General features: G+C 71.3%; 16 protein-coding genes. 8 read left to right on the top strand and 8 right to left on the bottom strand.

Annotated elements, in window-relative coordinates:
- Positions 1–51: 51 nt before the first annotated feature.
- Positions 52–1,089, bottom strand: a complete 1,038-nt coding sequence (locus NW895_RS35790) for a hypothetical protein (RefSeq protein ID WP_289941040.1) — start codon at positions 1,087–1,089, stop codon at positions 52–54.
- Positions 1,090–1,239: 150 nt separating this feature from the next.
- Here NW895_RS35790 and NW895_RS35785 point away from each other — a divergent pair, with 150 nt between their 5' ends.
- Positions 1,240–1,677 (top strand): DUF4442 domain-containing protein, encoded by a 438-nt coding sequence (locus tag NW895_RS35785; RefSeq protein WP_289941119.1) that lies wholly within the window; start codon positions 1,240–1,242, stop codon positions 1,675–1,677.
- Between the two features lie 68 nt (positions 1,678–1,745).
- On the opposite strand, the gene galU is transcribed toward NW895_RS35785, so the two are convergent.
- Both galU and NW895_RS35775 read right to left on the bottom strand, forming a co-directional pair.
- On the bottom strand, positions 1,746–2,705 hold the full coding sequence (galU, locus tag NW895_RS35780; protein ID WP_289941039.1) for a UTP--glucose-1-phosphate uridylyltransferase GalU: 960 nt from the start codon (positions 2,703–2,705) through the stop codon (positions 1,746–1,748).
- 428 nt (positions 2,706–3,133) lie between these two features.
- Complete coding sequence (locus tag NW895_RS35775) at positions 3,134–3,937, bottom strand: SDR family oxidoreductase (protein WP_289941038.1); 804 nt, start codon at positions 3,935–3,937, stop codon at positions 3,134–3,136.
- A gap of 154 nt (positions 3,938–4,091) precedes the next feature.
- Between NW895_RS35775 and NW895_RS35770 the strand changes: the two genes are divergently transcribed.
- Complete coding sequence (locus NW895_RS35770) at positions 4,092–4,742, top strand: DedA family protein (RefSeq protein ID WP_289941037.1); 651 nt, start codon at positions 4,092–4,094, stop codon at positions 4,740–4,742.
- 6 nt (positions 4,743–4,748) lie between these two features.
- Here NW895_RS35770 and NW895_RS35765 read toward each other — a convergent pair whose 3' ends face one another.
- Positions 4,749–5,288, bottom strand: coding sequence for a gamma carbonic anhydrase family protein (locus NW895_RS35765; RefSeq protein ID WP_289941036.1), 540 nt, complete (start codon positions 5,286–5,288; stop codon positions 4,749–4,751).
- 108 nt (positions 5,289–5,396) lie between these two features.
- On the opposite strand from NW895_RS35765, the gene NW895_RS35760 reads away from it, so the two are divergent.
- The 3 genes from NW895_RS35760 to NW895_RS35750 all read left to right on the top strand — a co-directional run bounded on the left by NW895_RS35760 (position 5,397) and on the right by NW895_RS35750 (position 7,468).
- Positions 5,397–6,161, top strand: coding sequence for an acyltransferase (locus NW895_RS35760; protein ID WP_289941118.1), 765 nt, complete (start codon positions 5,397–5,399; stop codon positions 6,159–6,161).
- Positions 6,162–6,299: 138 nt separating this feature from the next.
- Positions 6,300–6,872, top strand: a complete 573-nt coding sequence (locus NW895_RS35755; RefSeq protein WP_289941035.1) for an XRE family transcriptional regulator — start codon at positions 6,300–6,302, stop codon at positions 6,870–6,872.
- 32 nt (positions 6,873–6,904) lie between these two features.
- Positions 6,905–7,468 (top strand): YbaK/EbsC family protein, encoded by a 564-nt coding sequence (locus tag NW895_RS35750; protein WP_289941034.1) that lies wholly within the window; start codon positions 6,905–6,907, stop codon positions 7,466–7,468.
- Between the two features lie 81 nt (positions 7,469–7,549).
- Here NW895_RS35750 and NW895_RS35745 read toward each other — a convergent pair whose 3' ends face one another.
- Complete coding sequence (locus NW895_RS35745) at positions 7,550–8,584, bottom strand: cation diffusion facilitator family transporter (protein WP_289941033.1); 1,035 nt, start codon at positions 8,582–8,584, stop codon at positions 7,550–7,552.
- Positions 8,585–8,645: 61 nt separating this feature from the next.
- Here NW895_RS35745 and NW895_RS35740 point away from each other — a divergent pair, with 61 nt between their 5' ends.
- A complete protein-coding gene (locus NW895_RS35740) occupies positions 8,646–9,005 on the top strand; it encodes a metalloregulator ArsR/SmtB family transcription factor (RefSeq protein ID WP_289941032.1) in 360 nt (119 codons plus the stop codon).
- A 3-nt stretch (positions 9,006–9,008) separates the two neighbouring features.
- Here NW895_RS35740 and NW895_RS35735 read toward each other — a convergent pair whose 3' ends face one another.
- The 3 genes from NW895_RS35735 to NW895_RS35725 form a co-directional block, all read right to left on the bottom strand.
- On the bottom strand, positions 9,009–10,232 hold the full coding sequence (locus NW895_RS35735) for a 4-hydroxybenzoate 3-monooxygenase (protein WP_289941031.1): 1,224 nt from the start codon (positions 10,230–10,232) through the stop codon (positions 9,009–9,011).
- Between the two features lie 21 nt (positions 10,233–10,253).
- Positions 10,254–11,894, bottom strand: a complete 1,641-nt coding sequence (locus tag NW895_RS35730) for an APC family permease (protein ID WP_289941029.1) — start codon at positions 11,892–11,894, stop codon at positions 10,254–10,256.
- 225 nt (positions 11,895–12,119) lie between these two features.
- Entirely contained in the window at positions 12,120–12,527 is a 408-nt protein-coding gene (locus NW895_RS35725; RefSeq protein WP_289941028.1) for a CoA-binding protein, read from the bottom strand.
- 165 nt (positions 12,528–12,692) lie between these two features.
- Here NW895_RS35725 and NW895_RS35720 point away from each other — a divergent pair, with 165 nt between their 5' ends.
- Entirely contained in the window at positions 12,693–13,415 is a 723-nt protein-coding gene (locus NW895_RS35720) for a hypothetical protein (RefSeq protein WP_289941027.1), read from the top strand.
- Positions 13,416–13,449: 34 nt separating this feature from the next.
- On the top strand, positions 13,450–13,992 hold the full coding sequence (locus tag NW895_RS35715) for a histidine phosphatase family protein (protein WP_289941026.1): 543 nt from the start codon (positions 13,450–13,452) through the stop codon (positions 13,990–13,992).
- Positions 13,993–14,009 lie beyond the last annotated feature (17 nt).

The following is a 14,009-nucleotide window of genomic DNA, read 5'->3' as shown; positions in this document are numbered from 1 at the left end:
TCAGTCCGTTCTTGAGGCCGGCCCGTTCTTGAGGTCAGCCCGTTCTTGAGGTCAGCCCGTCGGTTCGCCGTGCAGCCGTACCGTGCTGAGGATCTTCATGATCGTCTTCTCGGGCACCTCGTCCTTGACGCCCTTGGCCCCGTAGAAGGTCCAGGAGACGAAGTCACCCGCCGAGTTCTTGAAGGCGAACGTGGTGGCCTTGCCGTCGGAGTCGCATTTGTCCTTCTTCGGCACGCCCGAGGAGTAAGCCGCCGCGACGCTGCCCTTGACGCCGGACGCCGTGGTGAACGCCTTCGGCTTGACCAGGGTGAGCAGCTTCTTGGAGGCGTCCTTCTGGTCGGTGTAACCGCCGAAGACCCACCAGGCCGAGTCGTTGCGCGCGATGTCGTCGGTGTTCTTGGCGCCGTCCTGGCCCTTGGTGCCGGCCGCCGCCAGCCTTCTGTCGCTGCTCCGGCCGTCCTTGTCGGGGTCGGACGTGCACCACTTCTCCTTGAAGTAGGCGGGCGCCGACATGCCGATGAGCGCCTTGCCGTCCTCGTCCTCGAAGCCGATGAACGTACCGGGAGTGTCGACCGTCCAGTCCGCCGGGACGTCGAAGGCGGTGCCCCACTTGGGGTTGACGACGACCTTCCAGCCCGGAACGGTCGCCTTCTCCGCCTCACCGCCCCGCGGATTGTCCTCGGAGGCGGTCGCCGTGGGCTCGGGGGACGTGTTCGTGGACGCGCTCGCCGACGGCTTGTCGTCCCCGCCGCCGCCCGCCGTGTCGTCCTTGTCGCCGCCCAGTACCAGGAAACCGGTGACGCCCGCGGCGACGACCACGGCCGTGGCCGCCACGATCGCGACCAGCTTGGTCCGGTTGCCGCCCCCACCGCCCTGGGGCGGCTGCGGAGCCCCCGCCGGCTGGGGAGCGCCCCACTGCGGCTGCTGCGCATAGGGGTTGGGCTGCGGGTAGCCGGACTGCTGCGGGTAGCCGGGCTGTTGTTGGTAGCCGGGCTGCTGGTACGGATTCGGCTGCTGGTACCCCGGCTGCTGGTACGGGTTGTTCTGCGGGTTCTGCTCGCCCCCGGGCGGCTGCTGTCCTGGCCACATGGCCAGCAACCCTAGTGCCGCCGGGGACACGATTCGGTCACCGGGGCTTGTCAGGGACGTAGCAAAGGCAGCTCTGGAGCGCTCGGAGGCGCACAGATCTGGCCAGGCGAGGCTACTCGCGGGTAACCTCGCGCCATGAGCGCAGACCAGATGTCGATCGGCGAGATGCTCGCCGCCACGGTGCCGATGGCCAGGACCCTGAACCTGGAGTTCCTGGAGACCACGCCGGCCAAGGCCGTGGTGGCCCTGCCCGACCAGAGCGAGTACCACAACCACGTCGGCGGGCCGCACGCCGGAGCGATGTTCACGCTGGGCGAGTCGGCGAGCGGGGCGATCGTGCTCGCCGCGTTCGGGGACCAGCTCTCGCGTGCCGTGCCGCTCGCGGTCCGCGCGGAGATCGCCTACAAGAAGCTGGCGATGGGCCCCGTCACGGCCACCGCCACGCTCGGCCGCCCCGCCGCGGAGGTCGTCGCCGAACTCGACGCCGGACAGCGCCCCGAGTTCCCCGTGTCCATCGCCATCCAGCGCGGCGACGGCGCCGTCACCGGTGAGATGACCGTCGTCTGGACCCTGCGCCCCAACGGCTGAGCCTCGGTCGGAGCGTGAGCGGCGGCCCCGGTCGGGCATCCGTCCCGGCCAGGGCCCAGGCCCTCCGGTCAGGCCGCGAGCCGTCGGCCCCCGGCCTCCTCGCCGGCGCCGCTTCCTGCCAGGCTGCCGACGAACTCCTTGAGCCACGCCATGAACTCGGGCCCCAGGTCGGGCCGGTCGCAGGCGAGCCGTACCACCGTGCGCAGATAGTCGGCCTTGTCGCCGGTGTCGTAGCGCAGTCCGTCGAAGACGACCCCGTGCACCGTGCCGCCCGTGGCCAGTTCCTGGAGGGCGTCGGTCAGCTGGATCTCCCCGCCCCGGCCCGGCTCGGTGCGCTCCAGGACGTCGAAGACCGCGGGGTCGAGGACATAGCGGCCGATGACCGCGTAACGGCTGGGTGCTTGCTGTGATGACGGCTTCTCCACCAGGCCGGTGACGCGGACGACTCCGTCCTCCCCGGTCGGCTGCACGGCCGCGCAGCCGTAAAGGTGGATCTGCTCCTCGGGAACCTCCATGAGGGCGACCACGCTGCCGGCGTGCCGTTCGCGGACGTCGAGCATGCGGCTGAGCAGGGTCTCGCGCGGGTCGATCAGGTCGTCGCCGAGGAGAACGGCGAAGGGCTGGTCGCCGACGTGCCGGCGGGCGCACAGCACGGCGTGCCCGAGGCCGAGGGGGTCGCCCTGCCGGATGTGGTGGATGCTGGCCAGGCGGGCCGGGTCGCGCACCGCGTCCAGTCGTACGGTGTCGCCCTTGGCCGCGAGGGTCTGCTCCAGCTCGAAGGCGTTGTCGAAGTGGTCCTCGATGGCCCGCTTGTGCCGGCCGGTGACCATCAGCACGTCGTCGAGTCCCGCTGCGGCCGCCTCCTCGACCACGTACTGGATGGCCGGCTTGTCGACGACCGGCAGCATCTCCTTGGGCGTCGCCTTGGTGGCGGGCAGGAACCGCGTCCCGAGCCCGGCGGCCGGGACGACCGCCTTGCGGACGGTGCGGACGGGGGTGGACTCGGTCGAAGAGTGGGGGACGATCATGCGGCCCATGCTGGCGTGGCGGGATGGGAGTACGCCGAGAGGGACATGGGAGATCGCTGTGGGTCGCGCGGCGGTCGTCCGGCGCCCTCGGAGGTGGGAGATTTCGTGTGCCGACGGGCTTTTGGCGGGCACAAGTCGAACGCGCCGTCCCGGAGAGTTCGAATGCCGGTGCGGATACCGCCGGTAACTTATCTGAAATTCCGGCTTTTTGAATCCCGGTCATTCGCACTCCTTGTTTCCTGTGACACGCCTGTGCGAGGGTGACGTCCCCGCGAGAGGGCAAAAGCCGGGCTCGCGGAAGGTATGCACCAATCAGGCACCTGCTTTCCGACGGACGCGCGTTTCGCCGTGTGCTCTGCGGCTTGGAAGGAAATGGTTCAGTGCAATCCAAGCCCGCCGGGCCCGACGCACCTGGACAGCACACCTGGCTAGGCGATACCACCGTTGCTTTTCAGCAACTGGCCGTTGATCCATCCGCCCTCCCGGGAGCACAGGAAGTCCACGAGGTGCGCGGTGTCCTGCGGGGTGCCCAGCCGGGCGAGGGGGGTGTGGCGGACGCATTCCGCCTTGATCTCGTCGGTCATCCACCCCGTGTCAACCGGCCCCGGGTTGATCACGTTGGCGGTCACGCCCAGGTGGGCGAACTCGTGGGTGGCGGCCAGGGTGATGCGGTCGAGTGCCCCCTTGCTCGCTCCGTAGGGCAGGTTGCCGACGGTGTGGTCGCTGGTCAGAGCGATGATCCGGCCGGTTCCCCGTTCCGCGGTGAAGCGGCGCCCGAACTCGCGGATCAGCAGCCAGGTGGCGCGCGCGTTGACGGCGAAGTGCCGGTCGAAACTCTCCACGGTGGTGTCGAGCAGCCCGGAGTCGACCGACTCGCAGTGACACATCACCAGCGCGGTGACCCCGCCCAGCCGTTCCTCGACCTCGTCGAAGACGCGTCCGGGCGCCTCCGGGTCGGCGAGGTCCGCCTCGATCGCCACGCTCGACGCGCCCTGCTCGGCCAGGTCCCGACCGACCGCTTCAGCGGCGCCTTGCTCTCTGCCCCAGGTCATGCGGTCGTCATAGGCGCCCCAGTAGGTGTACGCGATGTCCCAGCCCGACGCCGCCAGCCGGCGGGCGATGCCGGCGCCGATACCGACGGTGCGTCCCACACCGGTGATCAAGGCGAGCGGGCGGGCGGCGGAGGGCGTCCGCTCCTGGTCGTGCCGGGCCTGTTCGTTGCTCTTCGTCACGGTCCGGGATCGTCCATGAGCGGAGTCGGAGCGTCAAACGTATGGTGACGGAGTGCAGAGGAGACACCGGCGCGTTCCATGGGACGCCGGAGCCGCCAGGTGACCGGGTAGGCTTCCCGGGACCGCAGGGATGCGACATGGGGAGGAACCGGCGTTGCACGTCCAGGAGTGGCTCGACACGGTGCCCGCGGCAGCCGTCTACGCCGTGGTGGGCCTGGTCATCGGTCTGGAGAGCCTGGGCATCCCGCTGCCGGGCGAGATCATCCTGGTCTCGGCCGCCCTGCTGTCCTCCCAGCACGCGGGCATCGACCCGGTGATCCTCGGTACGTGCGCCAGTGTCGGCGCCGTCGTCGGTGATTCCATCGGCTACGCCATCGGCCGCAAGGGCGGACGCCCGCTCCTCGCCTGGCTCGGCAAGAAGTTCCCCAAGCACTTCAGCGAGGGGCACATCGCCACCGCCGAGAAGTCCTTCGAGAAGTGGGGCATGTGGGCCGTCTTCTTCGGCCGTTTCGTCGCCCTGCTGCGCATCTTCGCCGGCCCGCTCGCCGGCGTGCTGCGGATGCCGTACTGGAAGTTCCTGATCGCGAACGTCCTCGGCGGCATCCTCTGGGCGGGCGGCACGACCGCCGTCATCTACTACGTCGGCATCGTCGCCGAGTCCTGGCTGAAGCGCTTCTCGTGGCTGGGCCTGGTGCTGGCCGTGCTCATCGGCGTCACGTCGATGCTGGTCCTCAAGCGCAAGGCGAGGAAGACACAGGCCGAGCAGCACCAGGCGGAAGCGGAGCCCCTCCCCGCCGCGGACTGAGACGCCCTACTGCCGGTCCTCCGCATGCGCTTCCCGGTGCGCCTTCGCCAACTCGGCGTACATCGTGCCGTTCAGCGAAATGCCCTGGCGCTCCTCCTCCGTCAGCTCCCGCCTGACCTTCGCCGGCACCCCGGCGACCAGCGAGCCCGGCGGCACCTCCATGCCCTGGGGCACGAGCGCCTGCGCGGCGACCAGCGACCCCGCCCCGATCACCGCGCCGTTCAGCACGGTCGCCCCCATCCCGACCAGGCAGTCGTCCCCGACGGTCGCCCCGTGCACCACGGCGTTGTGGCCGACGGAGACCCGCTCGCCGATGGTGACGGGGAAACCGGGATCGGCGTGGAGGGTGCAGTTGTCCTGGATGTTGCTCTGCGCCCCGACGGAGATCCGCTCGACGTCGCCGCGGACCACCGCCCCGTACCAGACGCTCGCCCCCGTCCGAAGCGTCACGTCCCCGATCACCGAGGCCGTCGGCGCCACGAACGCCTCCCCGTCGATCGTCGGCTCCTTGCCGCCGATGCCCGTGATCAACGCCCTGTGCGCCATCGCTCTCTCCTCGTCGTCGACAACAACGGCACCGTACGCCACCCGGTGGGGCGAAGATCACAGCAGTCCTGCCGCATGACCGCGCCGCCCGCTGAGTACCGTGAGCGGGTGCCGAAGAGCAAGAACACGTTCTCGTCCTGGGGGCGCCGCCTCGCGCAGCGGGCCGTCCACGCGGGCTGGGCCTGGGTGCAGCGCACGGGCTCCGTCACCGCCGAGCATCCGGGACGGTTCCGCTTCGGCGCCATGGGAGCCGGCACCAGGCTGGCCTTCCCGCTCGGCACGGTCTTCGGCGAACCGTGGATCCACCTGGGCGCCCACTGCATCATCGGCGAGCAGGTCACCCTGACCGCCGGTCTGATGCCCGACCTCGACCTCGGCCCGGAGCCGATCCTGCGCATCGGCGACGGAGTCGTGCTGGGCCGCGGCAGCCATGTCATCGCCGACACGACCGTCACCATCGGCAGCGACTGCTACGTCGGCCCGTACGTCTACGTCACCTCCACCAACCACTCCTACGACGATCCGCACGAGCCCATCGGCAAGCAGTGGCCCCGGATGGAGCCGGTGGAGATCGGGCCCGGGTGCTGGATCGGCACCGGTGCCGTGATCCTGCCGGGCGCGCGGATCGGGCGGAACGTGGTGGTGGCCGCCGGTGCGGTGGTCCGGGGCGCCGTGCCCGACCACGCCGTCGTGGCGGGCGCGCCCGCCCGGGTCGTACGGCGGTGGACGCCCGCCGACGGCTGGCAGCCGCCCCTGCGGACCCCGGCGCCGGTGCCGATACCCGAGGGCGTCACGCCGGAGCAGTTGCTGGCGCTGTCGGAGCTGGACGAGGAGACGACGGCCAGGCTGGCCGAGCTGGAGGCCGAGGCCTGAGTCGTGCCGCGGTCGGCAGCGGCGACGCGCCTCGCAGTACAGTTCGGTGAACGATCGGGTGCACCACACCGTAGTTCAGCACGACGAACGCCATAGTTCAGCGCAATGAACTCTGTCATCCAGCATATTGGACGGAATGTGTCGGACCTCGACCTGCTGACCCAGTCCCTGGCGCGCAGCGTCAAGCACTGGCGCGCGGTGCGCGGCTTCACCCTGGACGTGCTCGCCGCCCGGGCGGGTGTCAGCCGCGGCATGCTCATCCAGATCGAGCAGGCACGCACCAACCCCAGTCTCGGCACCGTCGTCAAGATCGGCGACGCCCTCGGCGTCAGCATCACCACGCTCCTCGACTACGAGCAGGGCCCGAAGGTCCGGATCGTCCCCGCCGAGCAGACCGTACGGCTGTGGCACACCGAGGCGGGCAGCTACAACCGGCTGCTCGCGGGCGCCGAGGCCCCCGGCCCGCTGGAGATGTGGGAATGGCGCCTCATGCCCGGCGAGAGCAGCGCCTCCGATCCGCATCCCGGCGGCACGGCCGAGCTGCTCCACGTCATCGCCGGGGAGCTGACGCTCACCGTCGACGGCGTGGAGCACCGGGTCCCGGCGGGCGCGAGCGTCTCCTTCGAGGCCAACGCCCCGCACATGTACGGCAACAGCGACGAGGTGCCGATGGAGATGATCATGGCCGTCTCGGTCCCGCCCGTGCGCTGAGCCGCCCGCGGCCGTGCTGTTAGCGTGCGGTCATGGACGCACCCATCGGACACTTCGACAACGCCAGGCCCGCGCCCGGCTGCCTCGACGAGCTGACCCGCCCGGTCGCCGACGCCGTACGGCACTGGAGCGGCAGCGTCCCCGCCGACCGGATCGTCTACGTCGAGACCGACCCGCAGTGGGCCGACACGGCCGTCTTCGTCGAGCACTACGGCCGGGAGCTGCTTGAGCAGTCCGCGAACTGTGTCGTGGTCGCGGCCAAGCGCGCCGGTGAGACCACCCTCGCGGCATGCGTGGTGCCGTCCACCGCCCGAGTCGACGTGAACGGCGTCGTACGCCGCCACTTCGGCGCCCGCAAGGCCTCGTTCGCCTCGATGGAGACGGCGACGGGGGAGACCGGTATGGAGTACGGCGGCATCACCCCCATCGGACTGCCCGAGGGCTGGCCGGTGCTGGTCGACTCGGCCGTCGTCGACCTGCCGTACGTACTGGTCGGCAGCGGACGGCGGCGCGGCAAGCTGCTGGTGCCGGGGAAGGCGTTCGCGGAACTGCCCGGCGCGGTGGTGCTGGAGGGGCTGGGGACCGCCCAGTCCTAGCGAGTGGGGGTCCCCCTGCCCGCAGCAGCTTGGGGAGCGTGCCGGGCGTCGCGGGGCAGGCGCGACTGTGCGGACCCCCCCCTAGGGCGCCGCATGGTGGGCGAGGGCCAGATGCGGGTCCGTCTCGCCCGGGGCCGGCTCCGGGTCGGCGTGGACCAGGGCCGCGGTGAGGCGGGGCACGGCGTGCAACAGGGCGTGCTCGGCGTCGACGGCGATGCGGTGGGCCTCGCGGACCGTCGCCTCGCCGTCCACGACGACCGCCACCTCGGCGCGCAGCCGGTGGCCGATCCAGCGCAACCGCAGCTCGCCCACCCCGCACACCCCGGGGACCTCCGCGAGGGCCTGCTCGGCGCGGTCCACGAGCGCCGGGTCCACGGCGTCCATCACCCGCCGGAACACCTCGCGCGCCGCGTCCCGCAGCACCAGCGTGATCGCGGCCGTGATCGCCAGCCCCACGATCGGGTCGGCCAGTTGCCAGCCCAGCGCCGCACCACCCGCGCCCAGCAGCACGGCCAGTGAGGTGAAACCGTCCGTACGCGCGTGCAGCCCGTCCGCGACCAGCGCGGCCGAGCCGATCGCGCGGCCGACCCGGATGCGGTAGCGGGCCACCCACTCATTGCCCGCGAATCCGACCAGGGCGGCCACGGCGACGGCCGGGATGTGCGCGACGGGGCGCGGGTCGAGGAGCCGGCCGACGGCCGTCCACGCCGCGAAGGCCGCGGACGCGGCGATCGTCAGCACGATCACGATGCCCGCCAGGTCCTCGGCGCGCCCGTAGCCGTAGGTGAAGCGCCGGGTCGCGGCGCGGCGGCCCAGCACGAAGGCGATGCCGAGCGGTACGGCGGTCAGCGCGTCCGCGGTGTTGTGCACCGTGTCGCCGAGCAGCGCGACCGACCCGGAGGCCAGCACCACGACCGCCTGCGCCAGCGCCGTCGCGCCCAGCACCGCCAGCGACACCCACAGCGCGCGCATGCCGCGGGCCGAGGACTCCAGGGCCGGGTCCAGCTTGTCGGCGGTCTCGTGGGAGTGGGGGGTGAGGAGGTGGGCGAGGCGGTGGCGCAGGCCGGGGGAGGCGGGTCCATGGTGGTGATGGTGGTGTTCGTGCCGGTCGCTCACGTGACTCCCCTTCCGGTACTGGAGCTGGACGCGGGAGCGCCCACGGCGTCATTATGTGCGTATGAGCGCACGCATGCACCTGTCACCTGCGCACGATGCGCACCCGCGCAGCCCGGGCGAGGAACAGTTCGCGCTCGCCGCCGAACTTCTCGCCCTCCTAGGCGACCGCACCCGCCTCACCCTGCTGCACGCCCTGACCAGAGGGGAGGCCGACGTCACGACTCTCACGGAGGCGTGCGCGGCGGCGCGGCCCGCCGTCAGCCAGCACCTGGCGCGGCTGCGGCTCGCGGGGCTGGTGAGCACCCGCAAGGAGGGCCGCCGCGTCGTCTACTCGCTCCGCGACGGCCATCTGCGCCGGCTCCTGGACGAGGCACTGAACGTGGCCGACCACAGGCTCAGCGACCGGCCCGTCCACGACTGAGTCTCAGTCCGCGCCGCCCGCGCCGAGATACTGCTCCGCGAACGCGGCCCCCGCGGCGGGAGAGGCGAAGAGGCGGCGCAGGCGGGCGAGGGTGGTGCCCGCGCGGTACGGGTCGCCCGAGGCCGTGCCGTGGTACACCTCGGACAGCCACTGCGAGAACTCCTGGTAGTCCCACACCCGTGCCAGACAGGCCTCCGAATAGCCGGTCAGCCCGCTGTCCTCCCCCTTCGTCAGGTACGCGACGAACGCATCGCCCAGCAGGAAGGCGTCGTGCAGGGCGAGGTTCATGCCCTTGGCCGCGATGGGCGCGGTGAGGTGCGCGGCGTCTCCGGCGAGGAAGAGCCGGCCGAACGCCATGGGCTCGACGACGTAGTTGTGCATGTCCAGGACACGCTTCTCGATCAGCCGCCCCTCGGTGAGCGGCGCGGCGTCCACGGCCCCGAGCCGCTCCTGCAACTCGGTCCAGACCCTGTCCTGAGACCAGTTCTCCGGGTCGTCGCCGGGCGGGCACTGCAGGTAGTAGCGGGTGACCTCGGGGCTGCGGGGCATGTGCCCGGCGAACCCGCGCGGATGCATGCCGAACAGCACGCAGTCGGAGGACGGCGGCGCCTCGGCGAGGAGCGCCAGCCAGCCGATGCCGTAGTCGAACCGCGCGATGCGGGCGCGCTCCGGCGGCAGCGCCGCCCGCGTCACCCCGCGCGCCCCGTCACAGCCCGCGATGAAGTCGCAGTCGACGAACTGCCGTTCACCCGTCTCGGAGCAGAGGTACGACACCGAGGGCCGGTCGGAGTCCATGCCGTGCAGCTGGACGTCCTGGACGCCGAACCGTATCTCCCCGCCCCGCACGTCCGCGTACTCCCGCACCAGGTCCGTCACCAGCAGGGGCTGCGGATAGACGAAGTGGTGACGCCCCGTCAGCTCGGCGTAGCGGAACCGGTACCGTTCTCCGGCGAAGCGGAACTCGCACTCGGTGTGCACCTCCGCGCGCTCCAGCAGGTTCCCTGCCAGGCCCCGCCGTTCGAGCCCACGGACGGCGCCCTCCTCGATCACACCCGCCCGCGGCCGCTGCTCGATGAACTCCCGGGTCTCGGTCTCCAGCACCAGGCAGTCGACGCCGGCCGCGCGCAGGATGTTGCCGATGGTGAGTCCTGCGGGGCCGGCTCCGACGATGACGACCGGAAAGCGTTGCTGGGACGGGCAGTTGGGGTGGGCAGTGGTGTCGGTCACCGGCTCATTATGCGGTGCGTCTCAGTGCGCGGGGACTTCGGTGACCTCGATCTCGCGGATGCTCCGCTGGATCTCCTCCGGGCGGGACGCGGAGGTCTTCGCCCAGTAGTAGATGCCGAGTGAGAAGGCGGCGACGACCACGATGTCCCACCACAGGCCGATGTGCCCCCGGCCGCCGAAGCCGCCCTGCCAGGAGATGACCCCCATGCCCAGCAGGTACACGGGCAGCCACCGGGCGGCCTTCCAGTCCAGGCGCGGCGCGTCCGGCCGGCCCGTGCTGGTGGCGTACCAGGCGTAGCCGCCCAGCAGCAGGTACCCGAGCACGATCGCCACTCCGAGCCGCCAGAGGGTGTCCCACGTGGACCAGTAGATGATGAGGTTGGCCACCACGAACGACAGCGGGGAGAGCACCTTTCCGCCGGGCAGCCGGTAGGGACGTTCGTGGTGGGGCAGCCGGTCGGCGAAGACGCCGTACGCCAGGGGCGCGCCCGCGTACATCAGGACGCTCGCCGAGGTGATGAAGCTGACCAGTTGCTGCCAGCTCGGGAACGGCAGGAAACAGATCACGCCGGTGACGAACGAGATGACCAGGCCGAACCACGGCACGCCACGGGCGTCGGTGCGCGCGAAGATCTTCGGCGCGTAGCCGTTCCTGGCCAGGCCGTACGAGACGCGGGAGGTGGCGGTGGTGTAGATCAGGCCGGTGCCGCCGGGGGAGACCACGGCGTCCAGATACAGCACCACGCTGAGCCAGCCCAGGCCGACCAGGGTGGCGAGCCCGGCCCAGGGTCCGCTGATGCCCGCGTAGTCCAGCTTCGCCCAGCCGTGCGCGAAAGTGCTCAGCGGCAGCGCGGCGATGAACACGATCTGCAGCAGGACGTAGATGGCCGCACCGATGGCGACCGAGCCGAGGGTCGCCCGCGGCAGGTCCCGCTTCGGATCGCGGCTCTCGCCCGCCAACTGGATCGCCTGCTCGAAGCCCAGCAGGGCGAAGATGATGCCGCTGGAACTGATCGCGCTCAGCACGCCCTTGGCGCCGAACGGGGCGAAGCCGTGGACGGTGAAGTTGTGCGGGTGGAAGTTGATCACCGCGATGACGAAGATCGCGGCCAGCGGCACGGCGACCTTCCACCAGGTGGCGGCGCTGTTGGTGTGTGCGAGCACCCGCACGCCGAGGAAGTTGACCACGACGAAGACGGCCATCAGTACGACGGCGACGACGAACCCACTGGTCGTCAGCGTCCCGTCCTTGGCGTGCTGGAAACCCTGCGCCCAGCGCCAGTGCCCGGCGTAGCCGATCATGGCCTCGACCTCGATGGGCGCCACGGTCGCCGCCTGGAGCCAGGAGAACCAGCCGAAGGACATGCCGGCCAGGCCGCCGAAAGCGTAGTGCGGATAACGAGCCGTGCCGCCCGCGATCGGGAACATACCGCCGAGTTCGGCGTGCACCAGTGCCAGCAGGACGATCGCCACGGCGCCGATCACCCACGATATGACCGCAGCGGGGCCGGCCATCACGACGGCGTTCTTCGCGCCGTACAGCCAGCCGGAGCCGATGATGGATCCGACCGACGCCCACATCAGCCCGACCAGCCCGACATCCCGCCGCAGGCCACCAGGGATCCCCTTTGTCTCCGGAATTGCTTGGCCGACGCTCACCATAAATTCAGGGGCCTCTCACAAAAGCACAGATGCGTATCCGCACGTGCCACGTACAAGAGGCCTCAGATTAGGAATCGGACGCCGTCCCGCCGAAGAGCACCGGCGCAGTTTTGACTTGTCTGCGGGTGTTTCCTGGACGGTGTTTCAGGAATTCCGGGCGCAGTGAAAACCTTGGGCGCGGACGGATGCCGTTCCTGGCAGTCGGCCCCATCCGCCGGGCAGGCCCTATCGCAGCCGCGGTATCTCGATCGCGGGGCAGCGGTCCATGACCATGTCCAGGCCCGCCGCCCGGGTCCGGTCGTAGGCGGCCTCGTCGATGACGCCGAGCTGGAACCACACCGCCTTGGCCCCCTTCGCGACCGCCTCGTCGGCGATCGGCCCGGCCAGGTCGCTGTTGACGAACACGTCGACCACGTCCACGTCGAACGGGATCTCCGCCAGGGACGCGTACCCCCGCTCCCCGTGTACCGTCTCCGCCTTCGGATGCACCGGCACGACACGCTTGCCGAAGCGCTGCAGCACCTCCGCGACGCCGTACGCCGCACGCTGCCGGTTCGACGACAGGCCCACCACGGCCCAGGTGTCGCCGAGCTCGGTGAGGATCTTACGGACGGTTGCCTCGTCTCCGTACACCGACGGCCTCCCTGAACTCCCCGAACGCTGTCTCGTCCGGACAACGGCGCACACCGCCCGATGATTCCCGGGCGCCCGCGCTCGGGCCGTCGAAGGCGGGGCGCCGTGCCCGGAAAACGCACCGCATACCTGCGCACAACGGTTCGGCCGCCTACGCTCGGCCCCGTGCTGCGCATCATCGACACCCGAACCGGAGAACCCGTCGTCGCCGCCCCCGCCCGCCGGGGCCTGACCCGTGTCCAGGCGCACGCGTCGGGCTTCGACATCACGAACCTGCGCGTGCTCCTCGTCGCCGACCTGCTCGTCCGAGCCCTGGAGCTCGGCGGCACACCGGTCTGGGCGCTGATGACCGGCGAGCGGCAGCAGGCGGAGCTGCGGGCGGGCGCCGCCTCCCTGGGCATCCGGCCGTTCGAGGACAGCCGGGACGTCAGCGCCGGGCTCGGCGAGGCCCAGGTGGTGCATGTGGTGGGCGAGGGCCGTACGGCACCGTCCGAGGGTGTCCGGGTCGCCGTCGCGCCCGTCCACGAGCCGCACACCGCGACCGGCACCGACCCCTCCGCCCTGCGCCTGGCCCTGCTCGCCCGGCACCGGGACGAACCCCTGCGGCTCGACACGGAGGAGCTCGGCGAGGCCCACCGAACCCTCGTCCGCTGGCGGCACGCCGTCGCCGTCTGGGCGCGACAGCCTTCGCGGCCGGTCCCCGACGAGGTGCGCGGACAGCTCCGTACCGCCTGGGAGGACGATCTGGACGCTCCCGGAGTGCTCCGTGTCCTGCGCCGCGTGGAGACCGAGCCCGGCCTGCCGGACGGTGCCCGCTTCGAGACGTACGCCTACGCCGACCGGCTCCTCGGCCTGGAGCTGACCCGCGACCTGGGAGCGCCGGCGTGACCGGGGAGCGGACCCGCGGCCCGGGAGGGGCCGCATGACCGCCGGCGCGGAAGCGGACCCGCTGCACCGCCTGGTGGTTCTGCGACATGCCAAGTCCGCATGGCCCGACGGCGTCGCCGACCACCAGCGCCCACTCGCCCCGCGCGGCCGCCGCGACGCCCGGGCCGCCGGGCGTGCCCTGACCGAGGCCGACTGCCTGCCGGACCTCGCGCTGTGCTCCACCGCCGTACGCGCGCGGGAGACCTGGGAACTGGCCTCGGCCCAGTGGGGCACGCCGCCGCCGGTGCGTCACGACCCACGGCTGTACGCCGCCGGCGTCCCCGACCTGCTGGCCGCGGTGCACGAGGTCTCCGCCGAGATCGGGACACTGCTGCTCATCGGGCACAATCCCGGCCTGGAGGAACTGGTGCTGGAACTGGCCGGGGACGGGCTGGACGACACACTGGACCGGGTCCGCGTGAAGTTCCCCACCTCGGCGATCGCCGTCCTCTCCTGGTACGGCGCCTCCTGGCGGGCCCTCGCCCCCGGCACGGCACTGCTGACGGCGGTGACGGTGCCGCGGGGTGAGAAGGGGTGAGCGCATAGGCTGGCCGG

This window comes from Streptomyces sp. S.PNR 29, from assembly GCF_030386795.1.
In the GTDB taxonomy this organism is placed as follows: Bacteria; Actinomycetota; Actinomycetes; order Streptomycetales; family Streptomycetaceae; genus Streptomyces.
This window is presented reverse-complemented; position numbering and strand designations above follow the sequence as displayed.